Source organism: Xanthomonas sp. 60, assembly GCF_011761925.1.
In genome coordinates this window covers 116,884-131,105 of sequence record NZ_JAASQW010000001.1, presented here as the reverse complement: position 1 = coordinate 131,105, position 14,222 = coordinate 116,884, and the positions used below count along the sequence as shown (strand labels likewise).

Genomic DNA, 14,222 nt, shown 5'->3' with positions numbered 1-14,222 from the left:
TGCACGCCGGTTACTGCGGCTGGTAGCGAAGCCGCAACTGGTATTCACGGCCCGGCTGGTTGTACCAGGCCACCGTTTCGTAGGAGCGGTCGAACACGTTCGCCACCCGCGCCAGCACCGTCCAGTCAGGGCCCAGGGCATATTCGGCGCGGACATCCAGGGTGCCATACCCCCCCAGGCGCACGGTGTTGGCGGCATCGTCATAACGCTGCCCGACACCCTGTGCGGTCAGGCCCAGGCGCAGCTCGCCGAAGCGCCGGTCGACATCCACGCGCGCGGTACGTTGCGCGCGCCGTGCCAGCCAGTTGTCGTACTGCGTGCTGCCGCTGGTGCGGTTGCGCGGGTCGGTCCAGCTCAGCTGCGCGGACACGTCCAGGCCAGCCACCTGCATGCCACCGGTCAGTTCAGCCCCCACGATCCGCGCCTTCTCCACCTGCTGCATCATGAAGGTCGACGCGTCGTAGGTGATCAGGTCGTCCACGCGCGTTTCGTAGGCATCAAGGGCCCAGCGCCACTGCGTGCCCTGCTGCCCGATGCCCACGTTGGTGCTTCGCGCCCTCTCCGGATCCAGCGTCGGCACGCCGCTCCACGGGTCATACAGATCACTGAAGGTCGGCGCCTTGAACGCCGTGCCGTGGGTGGCCGTGAGCCGCAGCCCATGATCCAGCGTCATCGCCCAGCCCACGCTGCCGGTGACATGGCCACCGAACTGCGCGTTGTCGTCATTGCGCAGGCTGGCCTGCAGCTGGTGCGGCCCGAACTGGCCCTGGTACTGCACGAACACGCCGGTGTTGTCGCGGCTCTCGACCAGGTAGCCGGCACTGCTGCCATCCAGGCTGTCATCGCTCCAGTCCACGCCCGCGGTAAGCAGCTGTCCTGCGGCAAGCTGGGCGTCGGCCTGCAGCGAGGCGCTGTCGCGGTGTGTCTGCGCGCTGCCGGTGGCATCGAAGGGACCGCTGTTTTCCGCTTCGTTGTCACTGCGGCCGGCCGAGGCGGTCACGGTCAGGCGCGCGGAGGGCGTGTAGCGCAGCTTCGCCGCAAGCACCTGCTGCCGCGTTTCGGCGTAGTTGTAGTAACCGTCGTAATGGTTCTCGGCGTCGGCGCGCAGCGCGCTGGCCTCGGCGCTCCACTGCGGATTGAACGTGTAGCCGCCGCGCAGGCTCTTGGAGACGTTGCGATACCCGTCCCGGTCAGGTTCATCCGCGCCGCAGCCGGCGAACGGAGAGAGCGAGCCGCGGCACGCATTGATGCCATCGCTGTGCTGGTAACCGATATCGGCACCGAACCAGCCCTGCGCGGTGCCGCCGCCGATGCCACCGCTGGCTTCGCGCAGGCCGTTGCTGCCTCCCCCGAGCTGCAGGTGCGGTGCGAAGCCGCCCTGGTTGCGCCGGGTGAAGATCTGGATCACACCACCGATGGCATCGGCACCGTACAGGCTGGACTGCGGTCCGCGCACGATCTCCACGCGCTCGATCTGCGCCAGCGGCAGGTCCTGCAGCATGGCCAGGCCGAAATCAGCGGTATTGATGCGCACGCCATCCACCAGCACCACGGTGTGCGCGGAATTGGTGCCGCGCAGGAACAGCGAGGTCTGCTTGCCGAGCCCGCCGGTGTTGGTGAGGTTGATGCCCGCACGACCCTGCAGCAGCTCCTGCAGCGAGCTGGACTGGCTGGCCTCGATCTCGCTGCGGCTGATCACCTGCGCCGGCGCAATGCTCTGCGACAGCGGAATGGCCGTGCGGGTCGCGGTGACCAATACTCCATCCAGTGCGGTTGCGTCATCCTGCGCCTGCGCTGAAGCGAGCGAGGGCAGTGCGGCGAGGATGGCCAGGGACAGCAGGGGGAACGACTTGTGCATGCATAACTCCGTTGCCGCGCACGCCCGCGCGGACCTGTGGGGAAGCGGCGATGCAGGAGACAGGACGCGGCGCACCGCATGCAGGCGATGGCCGTCGCCGATGCCCGCCGCATCGCAACCGAAGGCTTCCAGGCCGGTCTCCGGGCTTGCCGTCGGTGGAGGTCCACCGGGCGGACGCCTTCCCATGCCATGGCACAGTGGCGCAGTGTCCGCTTTGACGTGCATACCGTTGCGGGGGCAGCGCCGGCATGGCATCGAGCGATGCGTCACCGGCTTCCCGTTTCAACCTGCCAGCCTTGGCCACAGGTCACCTGGAAGAGCGCGCAGTCTATGCGAAAGCCGGGGCTGCTGCAGGCCGCAGGTGGGCGTGGGGACCGGCAGCCACTAGAATGCAGCTCGCTCTGCGGATGTTGCTGCCATGTTTTCCTGCATTACCGATGCTGTTTGCCGTCACCCCGCGCCAGCCGGCGGGCGTCCGTCATGATCCTTGACCTGGTGCGCCACGCGGCGACCGGTCGCGAGGCGTTCCTGGATGGACGCACCGATCCACCGATGCTGCCGGCGGACCAGCAACCCCTTGTCCACGCGTATGCACAGCCCTGGGAACGGGTGGTGAGTTCGCCCCGCCTTCGGGCGCTGCACACGGCCTTGGCACTGGCCGCGCCACACGGCCTGACCGTGGTGCCGGAGGAAGAATGGGAAGAACTGGATTTCGGCGACTGGGATGGCCAGCCGCTGCTGGAACTGCCTGAAGACGCGCTGGCCGCCTTCCACGCCGACCCCCACGGCAACCCACCGCCCAACGGCGAAAGCTGGGGCCACTTCGAACGCCGCATGGCGCGTGCTCTGGCGCGGCTGCTCGACGATGAACAGCCACCCTCGACGCTGGTGGTCACCCATGGCGGCCCGATGCGGATGGTGCTGTCCCAGGTGTGCGGATTGCCGCTGTCGCTGTGCTGGGCCCTGCGGATCGATCACGGTACGCGGTTGCGGCTGCGCGTGGAGCGCAATGACGACGGCGCGATCTGGGGCGAACTGCTGGAACTGCAGCAGCCCTGAACCTTCCGATCTGCGTGGCTCGGCCCGGTGGCGTCTACAGGCCCGGCAGTTCGCGCAGGTCGTCGAGCACCGCCACGGCATTGGCGTGCTCCAGATCCAGCCCGCGCGGATAGCCATAGCGCACCAGTGCGACCGGCATGCCGGCGTCCTGGGCGGCACGGTAATCGGTGAGCGAATCACCCACCATCAGGCACTGCCCGGGCCGCAGGCCGAAGGCGCGGGCCAGGTGGCGCAGGGGCTCGCCGTCCGGCTTGCGCTGCGGCAGCGAGTCGCCCCCCAGCACCTGCGCGAACACCCCGCCAAGCCCCAGGTGCTGCAGCAACGGCGCTACCAGGGCCACCGGCTTGTTGGTGCAGATCGCCAGCGGCACGTTGCGCGTGCGCAGCACCTGCAACGCTTCGGCCACCCCATCGAACAGCCGCGGGCTGCGCAGCAGGCATTCGGTGTAATGCACCATGAAGCCCGGCATCACCATGTCCAGATCCACCTGGCGGCCAGCCGCATCGAACGCCTGCTCGACCAGCCGACGCACGCCGTCGCCGATCCAGCCGAGCACCGTGGCTTCGGGCACGCGCGGCAGCGACCAGTCGTCCAGCGTGCGGTTCAACGCCTCGGCGATGTCGCCCGCGCTGTCCACCAGCGTCCCGTCCAGATCAAAGACCACCAGCGGATAACGGTAAGGCGCAGAATCAGTCACGGCGTGCACGCGGTTCTTGAAGGGAACTGCATTCTACGAGTGACCCGGTGAGTGTCGGCGCAACGGCATCAGCAGTACGCGGCGAAGGCCTCGCTGCTGAAGCGCGCGTGCAGGAAATCAATGAAGCTGCGCAGCAAGGGCGACTGCTGCCGGCGCGAGGTGTAGACCGCATACAGCGCCATCTCCTCCAGCGCGTAGTCGGGCAGCACCTTCACCAGTTCGCCGGAGCGCAGCAGCGGATTGACCTGGTAGGCGGGCAGCATCGCGATGCCGGCCCCTGCGCGGACCGCCTCCAGCAGCAGCGAGGCATCGTTGGCGGTGATGGTGCCGCTCACCCCTACCGCAACCACGCGCTCGTCCCGGCCCAGCCGCCACTCGCCGCGGCCCACGTAGTGATGGCTCAGGCAGTTGTGCGAGGCCAGCGCTTCGGCGGTTTCCGGCACACCGTGCCGGCCCAGATAGGCCGGAGCGGCGCATAGATGCGAGGCACAGGGGGCCAGCCGCCGCGCGATCAGCGCCGGATCGACGGCGCGGGTGATGCGCACCGCAAGATCGATGCGCTCCTCCACCAGGTTGACGATGCGGTCCACCATCTGCAGGTCCACGCGCGTTCCCGGAAACGCCTGCACATAATCGGCCACGGCGCCGGCCAGGTGCAGCTGCCCGAAGGACACGCTGACGGTCACCCGCAGCAGGCCATGGGGCCGTGGATCGGCACTGCCCAGTTCGGCCTGCAGCGCGTCGCCGACGTGGCGCAGTTCACGCAGGCGCTGCAGCGCCAGCTCGCCCGGCCCGGTCAGGCTGATCCTGCGCGTGGTCCGGTGCAGGAGGCGCGCGCCAAGCCAGCGCTCCACCTCGGCCAGGTAGCGCGTCACCATCGCACGAGACATGTCCAGGTGCTCGGCGGCCGAGGTCAGGCTGCCACGCTCGGCGACAGCGATGAAAACCTCAGCAGCGGTCAATCGGTCCATTTGTTCGATCCAGGCAACAAACTTGTCCCTTATACGCTGTTTTTCGGACGTAACCGCGCGCCTAGAGTGGTCGCACCTGCTTTCCCACGGAGTTCAACCATGAAAATCGCGCTCGTTGGCGCCACTGGCAACATCGGCCGTCAGATCGCCCGCCACGCCTTGGCCCATGGCCACCAGGTCACCGCCCTTGTCCGCAGCGAGCGCGTCCTGGCGGACGAACTCTCCGGGGCCGCGGCGGTCATCGTCGACCTTGCCGACCCTGCCGCACTGGCAGCGGCCGTGGCCGGCCACGATGTGCTGGCCAGCGCGTACGGGCCCGGTCCGGGCGATGACGCGGCGCAGATCGCAACCGTCGCCGGGCAACTGCTGGACGCTGCGCGTGCGGCGGGCGTGCCGCGCCTGGTGGTGGTCGGCGGCGCCGGCAGCCTGGAAATCGCCCCCGGCGTGCAGCTGGTCGACACGCCGGACTTCCCGGCAGCGTACAAGCCCTTCGCACTTGCCGCGCGCCAGGCGCTGCAGCACCTGCGCACTGCCGATGACATTGAGTGGACGTTCTTCTCGCCCGCGGCGGAAATCGGCCCCGGCGAGGAGCGCGGACAGTACCGCGTGCAGGCCCGCACGTTTCTCGCCGATGCTGCAGGCCACAGCCGGATCAGTTACGCCGATTATGGAGCGGCGTTCGTGGCCGAGCTGGAGAACCGCGCCTATCCGCGCGAGATCATCACTGCGGCGTACTGAAGGCGCATGGCCAGACCGCGCAGGGGCCGGCCGTACCTCAACGCTCGAACAATTCACCCTGCTGCACCGGCTCAGGCGCCCGGAAGCCTCCCAGCCCCACCCCCACGAGCCGATAACGCGTCTCCGGCGGCAGGTCCACGCGTGCGCGCAGGGCCAGCGCGATATCGCGCAGCTGCTCCATCGACTCCGGCGCCCGCTCCGGCGTGAAGCTGCGCGTGAGTTGCCGGAACTGCGCCGTCTTCAGCTTGAGCACGACCGTATGGCCGACGCGTTCAGTCTTGCGCGTCGCCGTCCAGGTCTTCTCGGCGAGCTGCACGATCGCCGGCGCCAGCTCATCCAGCAGCAGGTCCTCGGCGAAGGTATCTTCCGAAGAAATCGACTGCACCACATGGTCCGGCTCCACCGGGCGTTCATCGATGCCGCGGGCGCGGTTGTACAGGCTGCGGCCGAAGCTGCCGAAGGCTTCCTCCAGCGCCGCCAGCGGCCAGCTGCGCAGATCGCCGCAGGTGGCGATGCCACGCTCGGCGAGCTTGCCTTCCATCACCTTGCCCACACCCGGCACGCGGCTCACCGGCAGGGTCAGCAGGAACTGCTCCACCCGCTGTGGCGGGATGGCGAACTGGCCATCGGGCTTGCGCCAATCCGAAGCGATCTTGGCCAGGAACTTGTTCGGCGCGATGCCGGCTGAAGCGGTCAGCGCGGTTTCCTCGCGGATCTGCGCACGGATCTGGCGCGCGATGTCCGTTGCCAGCGCCGCACCGCCCAGATGCGACGTAACGTCCAGGTAGGCCTCGTCCAGCGACAGCGGCTCGACCAGCTCGGTATGCCGCAGGAAGATCTCGCGCACCTGCCGCGACACCGCCTTGTACCGGGCGAAGTCCGGCGGCACGAAGATGGCGTCCGGACACAGGCGCTCGGCACGCATCGCCGGCATCGCCGAACGGATGCCGAAGACACGCGCTTCGTAGGACGCCGCGCACACCACTGAGCGGGCACCCCGCCAGGCCACCACGACGGGCTTGCCGCGCAGCGTGGGATCGTCGCGCTGTTCCACCGACGCGTAGAAGGCGTCCATGTCCACGTGGATGATCTTGCGCACTGGGCTCATTGGGCGCGGGTTACCGGTATTGGACATTGGTAGGCCACACGCCGAAGTATGGTCTTTGCACATCAACAGGATGCGCGTTTTCCCTTGAAAACTCTACGCTTGCGTACGGTGCAGCGATTTGATTGCGGGTCTGCCGCTCGGGCATGCTCGGGAACTTGCCTTCTGATTTTCTGCTTCCAGGACAGCGTTTTCCATGACCCGTCTCAACGCGTATTCGCGTGACCAGCTGCTGGCCAGTGCCCGCGGCGAACTGTTCGGTGCCAACGCCGGCCGCCTTCCCAACGACCCGATGCTGATGTTCGACCGCATCACCGACATCAACGATGACGGCGGTCCGCATGGCAAGGGCATGGTACGCGCCGAACTGGATATCCGGCCGGATCTGTGGTTCTTCGACTGCCACTTCATCGGTGACCCGGTCATGCCCGGCTGCCTTGGACTGGACGCCATGTGGCAGCTGACCGGCTTCTTCCTGACCTGGCTCGGTGCGCCGGGCCGCGGCCGCGCGCTCGGCTGCGGCGAGGTGAAGTTCACCGGCCAGGTGTTGCCCGATGCGAAGCGGGTGACCTACGAGGTCGACATCTCCCGCGTTATCAACCGCAAGCTGGTGATGGCGCAGTCCGACGCCCGCATGCTCGTGGATGGCCGCGAAATCTACGCCGCGCGTGATCTGCGCGTCGGCCTGTTCACTTCTACCGAGAACTTCTGATGCGTCGCGTCGCCATTACCGGAATGGGCATCACCTCGTGCCTGGGCAATGACCTGGACACCGTTTCCAGCGCATTGCGCGAAAGCCGTGCGGGCATCACCGCCCTGCCCGACCATGCCGAGGCCGGTCTGCGCAGCCAGGTCGGCGGGCGCGTCGATCTCGATCTGGATGCGTTGATCGACCGCAAGCTGAAGCGTTTCATGAGCGATGCCTCGGCCTTCGCCTACCTGGCCGCCCGCGATGCGATCACCGATGCCGGCCTCACCCCCGAACAGGTCAGCCACCCACGCACCGGCCTGATCGCAGGCTCCGGCGGCGGCTCCAGCGAATGGCAGGTGGAAGCGGCCGACATCCTGCGCAGCCGTGGCGTGCGCAAGGTCGGTCCGTACATGGTGCCCCGCACGATGTGTTCCACGGTATCGGCGTGCCTGGCCACCGCGTTCCAGATCAAGGGCCTGAGCTACTCGCTCTCGGCCGCTTGCGCGACTTCGGCACACTGCATCGGCGCGGCCGCCGACCTGATCCGCCATGGCGCGCAGGATGTCATGCTCGCGGGCGGCGGCGAGGACCTGCACTGGTCCATGAGCGTGATGTTCGATGCCATGGGCGCGTTGTCGACCAGCTTCAACGACACGCCGGCGACCGCCTCGCGCCCCTATGACAAGGACCGCGACGGCTTCGTCATCGCCGGCGGTGGCGGCATGCTGGTGCTGGAAGACTGGGACCACGCGGTGGCCCGCGGCGCGCACATCCACGCCGAGCTGCTCGGCTACGGCGTGACTTCCGATGGCGCGGACATGGTGGCCCCGTCCGGCGAGGGTGCGGTGCGCTGCATGAAGATGGCCATGGCCACCGTGGAGCGGCCGCTGGACTACCTCAACACCCATGGCACCTCGACCCCGCTGGGCGATGTCACCGAGCTGGGCGCGATCGCTGAAGTGTTCGGCGAGGCGATTCCACCGTTGTCCTCGACCAAGGCGCTGTCCGGGCATTCGCTGGGGGCAGCGAGCGTGCACGAAGCGATCTACTGCCTGCTGATGATGCGTGATGGCTTCATCGCCGGTTCGGCGAACATCGGCGAGCTGGACCCGAAGGTGGACGGGTTCCCGATCGTGCGCGAGAGCCGTGCGCAGACGCTGGACACGGTGATGTCCAACAGCTTCGGCTTCGGCGGCACCAACGCGGCGCTGGTGTTCGGCCGCGTGTGATCCGGCGGGGCACTGCCCCGCGGGTTTGCCGGCGATAGGTCTGGCCGCCGCTAGGCGAGCAGTGCGCGCACGTCGTGCAGCGAGTCCACGATGCGATGCCCCAGCGCACGCTGGGCATCGTCCGGGATGATCAGGTCCGGCACCTGGATGACCGTCATGCCCGCCGCCAGCGCAGCGCGCGTGCCGGTCGGCGAGTCTTCCAACGCCAGGCACCGCGGCGGCGCGATGCCCAGCCGCTCGGCCGCCAGCAGATAGATGTCCGGCGCCGGTTTGGGCAGGCGCACGTCGCTGCTGGTCACCACCGTCTCGAAATAGCCGATCAACCCGCAGGCTGCCAGCTTGCGCCCCGCGCGGGGCTGCCGCGTGGAGGTTGCCACGGCCCGCGGTATCCCACGCGCACGCAGCAACTCCAGCAGTTCGATGATGCCCGGCCGCAGCGGCAGCCCTGCCTGCGTGCGCTGCTCGTACAATGCATGGCTGCAGGCCTGCAGGTTGGAGATCAGGCTGGCATCGTCCACCTGCGCCTGCAGCAGCGCCAGGCAGTCCGCATCGCCCAGGCCCACCATGCGCAGGAAGAAGCCCTCGGGCAGCGGTGTCCCGAGCGCAACCGCCGCCTCGCTCCAGCAGGCCACCGACACACGTTCGCTGTCGATCATCAGCCCGTCCATGTCGAAGATCACCGCCTCTGGGCACAGGGCCGGTGCGGCGGCCGCGCGCCCATCCGCCACGGCGACGTGCCCGGCCTCAGCCATTGAACAGGGTGCGCAGATCGGCCTCGTCCAGTGTCCGCCACTGGCCTTCTTCCAGCCCGTCCAGGCCCAGCCCGCCCACCCGGCTGCGGTGCAGTGCCTGCACATGGTTGCCGATCGCAGCGAACATCCGCCGCACCTGGTGATAGCGGCCTTCATGCAGCGTCAGGCGGGCCTGACGTGGGCCCAGCACCTCCAGCTCCGCCGGCAGCAACGGGGTCTTCTCCGATTCCAGCATCAGCGTGCCGCTGGCGAAGGTGGCCGCCTCGCTGCCACGCAGGTCCTCGGCCAGCGTCACCTCGTACACCTTGGCCAGACGGGCCTTGGGCGAGATGATCCGGTGCAGCAGCCCGCCATCGTCGGTGAGCAGCAGCAGACCGCTGGTCTCGCGGTCCAGCCGGCCCACGGTGGACAGCACCGGATCGCGGTCGCGGTAACGCAGCGGCAGCAGGTCGTACACCAGACGCCCCTTGTCCTTGGTCGAGCAGGTCACGCCCGGCGGCTTGTGCAGCGCGATGGTCAGGCCGACGGGCGGGTCCAGCGGCTCGCCATCGACGCGCACGTTGTCATGGGCGACCGCATCATCGGCGTACAGCACCTCCCCCGCGGCGTCGGTGATGCGTCCCTCGCGGAACATCCACTGCACCTCGCGGCGGCTGCCATAGCCGAGGTTGGCGATCAGCTTGACCAGCTTCATCGTCCGCCCCCACGCACCGCTTCAAGCAGTTTGAAGCCATCACGCTCGGCCAGTACGCGCACCGTGCCGAAGCTGTCGTTGAGGATTTCCTCGTACGGCAGGTGGCGATTGGCCACCACGTACAGGCGGCCACGCGCACGCAGCGCGCCGGCGGCCACGGCGATGAAGCGCCGGCCGATGTCCGGGCGGTTTTCGCGCGAGGGCGTGTGGAACGGCGGATTGCTGACGATGACGTCGTAACCCGAATCGATCCCGGCGGTCACGTCCTGCCACAGCAAGCGCAGGGCCACCGGCCGCGGCAGCGTGGCCAGGTTGGTTTCGGCCAGCGCCAGTGCGCGCTGCTCGGCTTCGTAGAGGTCCAGCGCGGTGATGCCCGGGCAGCGCTCGAGCAGCTCACGCGACAGATAGCCGTAGCCGGCGCCGAGGTCGGCCGCGCGGCCGGCCAGGTCGGCAGGCAGGTGCTCGGCCAGCAGGGCCGACGCCGGATCGATGCGGTCCCAGGCGAACACGCCCGGGCGGCTCATGTAGCGGCCACCCAGAATCGCACGGGGTGCATCCAGCGCGGCCCAGCGGGCCATGAGCGCGGCATCGTGCGCTTCGCCCAGCGGCGGGCTCCAGTACACCCGGCAGTGGAACTTGGTCAGGCTGCCACCGATGCCGGCGATCTGCTTGAAGTCGTCCTGGCCTGAACGCGCACCCTCGTTGTTGTGCTGGCAGGCCACCACGATCCCGCCCGGCGCGAGCAGGGAAAGCGCCTTGGCGAACAGTGCGCGGGCTTCATCGCGCTGCCGCGGCGGCAGCACCAGCACCATCGCGAAGCGGCCTTCCTGCCCGCTCTCCAGCGACGGCGAGACGGTCCAGCCGCCGGCTTCCAGTGCCTGGGCGAAGGGTGCGAAGCTCTGCTCACAGATCAGTTCGCGGCCTTGCGCATGCTCGCGCAGCGGCCAGCCGTCACGCGCCCGCAGGAACGCGACCGGACCCTCGGGCCAGCGCAGCGCCCCTTGGGCGAAGGGAAGGAACAGGGACTGCAGGGGGGCGTCGTCGCGGGCGGCCATCGGGCGCAGGGTGCCTTGGTGTTCGGGGGAGGCGTCCATTGTACCGGCTGCCCGCACGCGGCCTGAAACCGGCCCGCTTTGCGAAATTCCAACACGCCATTGATCGGGCGCGAACACCGCAGGGGTCAGGGTAAAGGACCCAACTGATGGAGATACCGCATGCGTGCCTTGTTTGTCGGTGGCGTGGTGGACAACAGCGAGATGGATCTGGAGGGCAGCAAGCCGCCGGTGCACTATCCCGAAGACACGGGCGGCGGCCACGCCCGCTACCAGCTGCACCAGCTTGGCAAGGCAAGCGACGGCTCGGTGGTGTATGCGGTATACGGGGCGCCTGACTGGACGTACGAACGCGTAAGCGAGGTGGCTCAGGAGCGCAAGTACGCCACGCGGTTCGACGCGGAAGCCAGCGCCTACGAACACTGACCCCCTACGACCCTGCCCTGGCCGTTGTCTGTCTGGCAGGGGCCTCCAGGCAAACATGCCGGCCCTGGTGGCCGGCATTTCCCTGTCTGGGGTGGGTATCCGCAGCGGAAGGTTCAGCCTTCCACGGCGTCCGCACTGCGCACATGACGCACTGCGGCCACCAGCTGGGCCACCGAATACGGTTTGGCCACGTGCTCCTGGAACCCCGAGGACAGCGCGCGGCGGCGGTCGTCGGCACGTGCCAGCGCCGTGACCGCAACTGCCGGTAGCGCCGTCGCGCTCACCGCAAGGTCATCGCGCAGGGTGCGCACCAGTCCGTAGCCATCCATGCCGGGCATGCCGATGTCGGTGAGCATCACATCGAAGCGCTCGTGCTGGTTTCCGCTCAACACCGCGAGTGCTTCGCCTGCATTGCCCGCCGTGGTCACGGTGGCACCCTGCTCTTCCAGCATGCGTCGCAGGTAGTCCAGCACTTCGGGCTGGTCTTCCACGGCAAGGACGTGCAGCCCGCGAAGCGGATACGGTTCGATCACGCGTTCGATGATCGGGCCGCCACTGATGACCTCGCGCAGGGGCCGTGGACCCGTTTCCGGCTGGTAGCACGGCAGCCGCACGGTGAACGTGGCGCCCAGACCATGGCCTTCGCTCTCGGCCGAAACGGTACCGCCGTGCAGTTCCACCAGCTGCTGCACGATCGCCAGGCCCAGCCCGAGACCCCCGTGGCGACGCGTGGTGGTGCCGTCGGCCTGGCGGAAACGCCCGAACAGGTGGTGCAGGAACTCCGGTGCGATGCCATCGCCGCTGTCCTGTACCGAGACCACCCAGTGGGTGTCCTGCTGCTCCAGGCGCAGGGAAATCGTTCCCTCCGCCGGAGTGAATTTGATCGCATTGGAGAGCAGGTTCCACAGCACCTGCTGCATCCGCGTGGCGTCGCCGAGGATCAGGCAGGGGCGCTCGGGCACCGCCACGCTGACATCCAGCGCCTTGCCTTCTGCCACCGGCTCCTGGGCACCCACGGCCTGGCGCAGCTGCTGGCCCAGATCCAGCACCTCCACTTCCAGCTGCACCTTGCCCAGCAGCATGCTGCTCAGATCAAGCATGTCCGAGATCAGGCGCTTCTGCGCGGTGGCGCTGCTGGCGATCACGCCCAGGCCCTTGTAGAGCGGACTGGTGGCATCCACGCGCTGCAGCAGCAGTTCGCTCCAACCCAGGATGGTGGTCAGCGGCGTACGCAGCTCATGCGAGAGCGTGGCCAGGAACTCATCCTTCAAGCGCGCCATGTTCTCGGCCGCGCTGCGCGCGGCACGCTCGGACTGCAGCAGCTCCTCGCGCGCAAGCTCGATCTCACGCCGCTCGGTGACATCCGGGCTGCTGCCCGCCAGCCCGATGAAGCGCCCCGTGCGCGAGAAACGTGGGCGGGCATTCATTTCCAGCCAGCGCCATTCGCCGTCCGCGCGCCGCGCCCGTACCAGCGCCTGCATGGATCGCTGCGCCGCCAACGCTTCGCGCAGCTCGTAATCGAACACCGAGGCATCATCCGGGTGCACCAGTCCGCGCCACACATCTTCCGGCACGCGGTTTTCATCGCCGCCGAAAAATTCCGAAAACGCACTGTTGACGAACCGCGCATGCCCCTGTGCGTCGAGCACCCATACCGGCATCGGCAGGCCGTCGGCCAGCGCGCTGAAGCGGGCCTCGCTGTCGCCCAGCTCGCCTTCCATGCGCTTGCGTGCACTGACATCGAAAAAGAGCACTGCCACGAGGTCGTCACCCGACGCCCCCGCCTGCACCGCATCCACCGAGAACGTGCGCCCCAGGGCCCGCGCCTCCAGCTCGAACTGCGCGGGACGGCCCGTGCGGGCCACCTCCCCGTACATCCGGAACCACTCTGCCTCGTGGTTGGGCTCGATCTCCGTCATCCGCCGACCGAGCACGTCAACCAGCCCGGTCTCGCGCTCGAAGGCGGCGTTGACCTCCACGAACACGTAGTCCACCGGCCGCTCGTCCTCGAACAGCACCTTTATCACGCAGAATCCGGCCGTGATGCGCTCGAGCACGGTACGGTGGAAATCGCCGCCGAGCGCTGTCATGGCGGCCATCGGCGGAGCATCGAATGGCGAAGTCAGACTGGACAAGGGCTGGATAGGACCGGTTGCAAGAGAGCCAGCATGTTCCAGAGGACGTAGTGACAGCGTCAAGCGCCGTGCGTCATGGGGGATGAATTGCGCCTGAGCCGGGGCGATGGCACCGGAGGCACCGCCTTGTCCGCCGCCCCCCACGACCGCACACTGCGTCCAACCCCCCAGATCGCCGCATGCCGGCGTTGGAGCTGCAGATGAAGCCTCGCCTCCTTGCCGGCGCTTTGCTGAAGGGCATGCTGTCGGTCGGCATGCTCTCGGCCGGCGTACTGTCCACCACCGCCCTGCTCGCGGTTCCCGCCAGCGCCGCACCCCGCAGCGTGACCGATCCGCAGGCACCGCGCGAACTGCCTGCCGATGGCCCGGTGAGCGTGCGCTGGAACGACCCGGCCACCTTCTCCGAGCTGCGCAACAGCCCGAACCGCTTCGAGGCGCAGCGCGGTGACTGGGTGAACCAGATCGCCACCCACCTGCGCACCTCGGCCACCGCCGCCCTGCAGCCGGGGCAGACGCTGGAGGTGACCCTCACCGACATCAAGCGCGCAGGCGATTTCGAACCGTGGCAGGGGCCGCGCGCCACCGACATCCGCTTCATGCGGGACATCTACCCGCCGCGCCTGACCTTCCAGTACGTCCTCAAGGCCGCCGACGGCCGCGTGCTGGACGAAGGCGAGGCGCAACTGCGCGATACCGGCTACCTGCACGGCAGCGGGGGACTGGCCAGCAATTCCGATCCGCTGCGCTACGAGAAGAAACTCATCGACGACTGGCGCCGCCGCGTGCTGGCCAAGGCGGCGGCCGGCGGCTGAGCC

Annotated in this window: 14 protein-coding genes and 1 riboswitch; of the genes, 6 read left to right on the top strand and 8 right to left on the bottom strand. The window is 68.3% G+C overall.

The window, feature by feature from the left end; all coding sequences use genetic code 11:
- Positions 1–10: 10 nt before the first annotated feature.
- Positions 11–1,858 (bottom strand): TonB-dependent vitamin B12 receptor, encoded by a 1,848-nt coding sequence (gene btuB / locus FHY09_RS00615; RefSeq protein WP_166923168.1) that lies wholly within the window; start codon positions 1,856–1,858, stop codon positions 11–13.
- A gap of 114 nt (positions 1,859–1,972) precedes the next feature.
- Positions 1,973–2,188: riboswitch (cobalamin riboswitch) on the bottom strand.
- Between the two features lie 150 nt (positions 2,189–2,338).
- Between btuB and FHY09_RS00610 the strand changes: the two genes are divergently transcribed.
- Entirely contained in the window at positions 2,339–2,917 is a 579-nt protein-coding gene (locus tag FHY09_RS00610; protein ID WP_166923166.1) for a histidine phosphatase family protein, read from the top strand.
- A 34-nt stretch (positions 2,918–2,951) separates the two neighbouring features.
- Here FHY09_RS00610 and gph read toward each other — a convergent pair whose 3' ends face one another.
- On the bottom strand, positions 2,952–3,614 hold the full coding sequence (gene gph, locus FHY09_RS00605; RefSeq protein WP_166923164.1) for a phosphoglycolate phosphatase: 663 nt from the start codon (positions 3,612–3,614) through the stop codon (positions 2,952–2,954).
- 68 nt (positions 3,615–3,682) lie between these two features.
- Positions 3,683–4,585, bottom strand: coding sequence for a LysR family transcriptional regulator (locus tag FHY09_RS00600; RefSeq protein WP_166923152.1), 903 nt, complete (start codon positions 4,583–4,585; stop codon positions 3,683–3,685).
- Between the two features lie 99 nt (positions 4,586–4,684).
- Between FHY09_RS00600 and FHY09_RS00595 the strand changes: the two genes are divergently transcribed.
- Complete coding sequence (locus FHY09_RS00595; protein ID WP_166923149.1) at positions 4,685–5,323, top strand: NAD(P)H-binding protein; 639 nt, start codon at positions 4,685–4,687, stop codon at positions 5,321–5,323.
- A 37-nt stretch (positions 5,324–5,360) separates the two neighbouring features.
- Here FHY09_RS00595 and dinB read toward each other — a convergent pair whose 3' ends face one another.
- Positions 5,361–6,431 carry a DNA polymerase IV gene (gene dinB / locus FHY09_RS00590; RefSeq protein ID WP_166923146.1) on the bottom strand — a complete coding sequence of 357 codons (1,071 nt, stop codon included), beginning with the start codon at positions 6,429–6,431 and terminating at the stop codon, positions 5,361–5,363.
- A gap of 193 nt (positions 6,432–6,624) precedes the next feature.
- On the opposite strand from dinB, the gene fabA reads away from it, so the two are divergent.
- Together fabA and fabB are read left to right on the top strand one after the other, a co-directional pair.
- A complete protein-coding gene (gene fabA, locus FHY09_RS00585; protein ID WP_166923137.1) occupies positions 6,625–7,140 on the top strand; it encodes a 3-hydroxyacyl-[acyl-carrier-protein] dehydratase FabA in 516 nt (171 codons plus the stop codon).
- Positions 7,140–8,348 carry a beta-ketoacyl-ACP synthase I gene (gene fabB, locus FHY09_RS00580; RefSeq protein WP_166923135.1) on the top strand — a complete coding sequence of 403 codons (1,209 nt, stop codon included), beginning with the start codon at positions 7,140–7,142 and terminating at the stop codon, positions 8,346–8,348. Before fabA ends, fabB begins: the two co-directional genes overlap by 1 nt.
- Before the next feature lie 50 nt (positions 8,349–8,398).
- Here the strand turns inward: fabB and FHY09_RS00575 are convergent, their stop codons facing one another.
- The 3 genes from FHY09_RS00575 to FHY09_RS00565 are packed head-to-tail and all read right to left on the bottom strand — an operon-like array spanning position 8,399 to position 10,849.
- Positions 8,399–9,100, bottom strand: coding sequence for an HAD family hydrolase (locus tag FHY09_RS00575; RefSeq protein ID WP_166923133.1), 702 nt, complete (start codon positions 9,098–9,100; stop codon positions 8,399–8,401).
- Positions 9,093–9,794, bottom strand: a complete 702-nt coding sequence (locus FHY09_RS00570; RefSeq protein ID WP_166923131.1) for a pseudouridine synthase — start codon at positions 9,792–9,794, stop codon at positions 9,093–9,095. Before FHY09_RS00570 ends, FHY09_RS00575 begins: the two co-directional genes overlap by 8 nt.
- Complete coding sequence (locus FHY09_RS00565) at positions 9,791–10,849, bottom strand: class I SAM-dependent methyltransferase (protein ID WP_166924289.1); 1,059 nt, start codon at positions 10,847–10,849, stop codon at positions 9,791–9,793. Before FHY09_RS00565 ends, FHY09_RS00570 begins: the two co-directional genes overlap by 4 nt.
- A 159-nt stretch (positions 10,850–11,008) precedes the next feature.
- Here FHY09_RS00565 and FHY09_RS00560 point away from each other — a divergent pair, with 159 nt between their 5' ends.
- On the top strand, positions 11,009–11,272 hold the full coding sequence (locus FHY09_RS00560; RefSeq protein ID WP_166923129.1) for a hypothetical protein: 264 nt from the start codon (positions 11,009–11,011) through the stop codon (positions 11,270–11,272).
- 113 nt (positions 11,273–11,385) lie between these two features.
- Here FHY09_RS00560 and FHY09_RS00555 read toward each other — a convergent pair whose 3' ends face one another.
- The gene (locus FHY09_RS00555; RefSeq protein ID WP_166923127.1) at positions 11,386–13,371 is read right to left on the bottom strand and encodes a PAS domain-containing hybrid sensor histidine kinase/response regulator; all 1,986 of its coding nucleotides are present in this window, start codon (positions 13,369–13,371) and stop codon (positions 11,386–11,388) included.
- A 236-nt stretch (positions 13,372–13,607) separates the two neighbouring features.
- Between FHY09_RS00555 and FHY09_RS00550 the strand changes: the two genes are divergently transcribed.
- On the top strand, positions 13,608–14,219 hold the full coding sequence (locus FHY09_RS00550; protein WP_456362661.1) for a DUF3016 domain-containing protein: 612 nt from the start codon (positions 13,608–13,610) through the stop codon (positions 14,217–14,219).
- Positions 14,220–14,222 lie beyond the last annotated feature (3 nt).

What these genes read in the sequence shown, in the direction of transcription:
- btuB (WP_166923168.1), bottom strand. Translation starts at nt 1,858, where the DNA reads ATGCACAAGTCGTTCCCCCTGCTGTCCCTGGCCATCCTCGCCGCACTG.
- FHY09_RS00610 (WP_166923166.1), top strand. Translation starts at nt 2,339, where the DNA reads ATGATCCTTGACCTGGTGCGCCACGCGGCGACCGGTCGCGAGGCGTTC.
- FHY09_RS00600 (WP_166923152.1), bottom strand. Translation starts at nt 4,585, where the DNA reads ATGGACCGATTGACCGCTGCTGAGGTTTTCATCGCTGTCGCCGAGCGT.
- FHY09_RS00595 (WP_166923149.1), top strand. Translation starts at nt 4,685, where the DNA reads ATGAAAATCGCGCTCGTTGGCGCCACTGGCAACATCGGCCGTCAGATC.
- dinB (WP_166923146.1), bottom strand. Translation starts at nt 6,431, where the DNA reads ATGAGCCCAGTGCGCAAGATCATCCACGTGGACATGGACGCCTTCTAC.
- fabA (WP_166923137.1), top strand. Translation starts at nt 6,625, where the DNA reads ATGACCCGTCTCAACGCGTATTCGCGTGACCAGCTGCTGGCCAGTGCC.
- fabB (WP_166923135.1), top strand. Translation starts at nt 7,140, where the DNA reads ATGCGTCGCGTCGCCATTACCGGAATGGGCATCACCTCGTGCCTGGGC.
- FHY09_RS00575 (WP_166923133.1), bottom strand. Translation starts at nt 9,100, where the DNA reads ATGGCTGAGGCCGGGCACGTCGCCGTGGCGGATGGGCGCGCGGCCGCC.
- FHY09_RS00570 (WP_166923131.1), bottom strand. Translation starts at nt 9,794, where the DNA reads ATGAAGCTGGTCAAGCTGATCGCCAACCTCGGCTATGGCAGCCGCCGC.
- FHY09_RS00565 (WP_166924289.1), bottom strand. Translation starts at nt 10,849, where the DNA reads ATGGCCGCCCGCGACGACGCCCCCCTGCAGTCCCTGTTCCTTCCCTTC.
- FHY09_RS00560 (WP_166923129.1), top strand. Translation starts at nt 11,009, where the DNA reads ATGCGTGCCTTGTTTGTCGGTGGCGTGGTGGACAACAGCGAGATGGAT.
- FHY09_RS00555 (WP_166923127.1), bottom strand. Translation starts at nt 13,371, where the DNA reads ATGGCCGCCATGACAGCGCTCGGCGGCGATTTCCACCGTACCGTGCTC.
- FHY09_RS00550 (WP_456362661.1), top strand. Translation starts at nt 13,608, where the DNA reads ATGAAGCCTCGCCTCCTTGCCGGCGCTTTGCTGAAGGGCATGCTGTCG.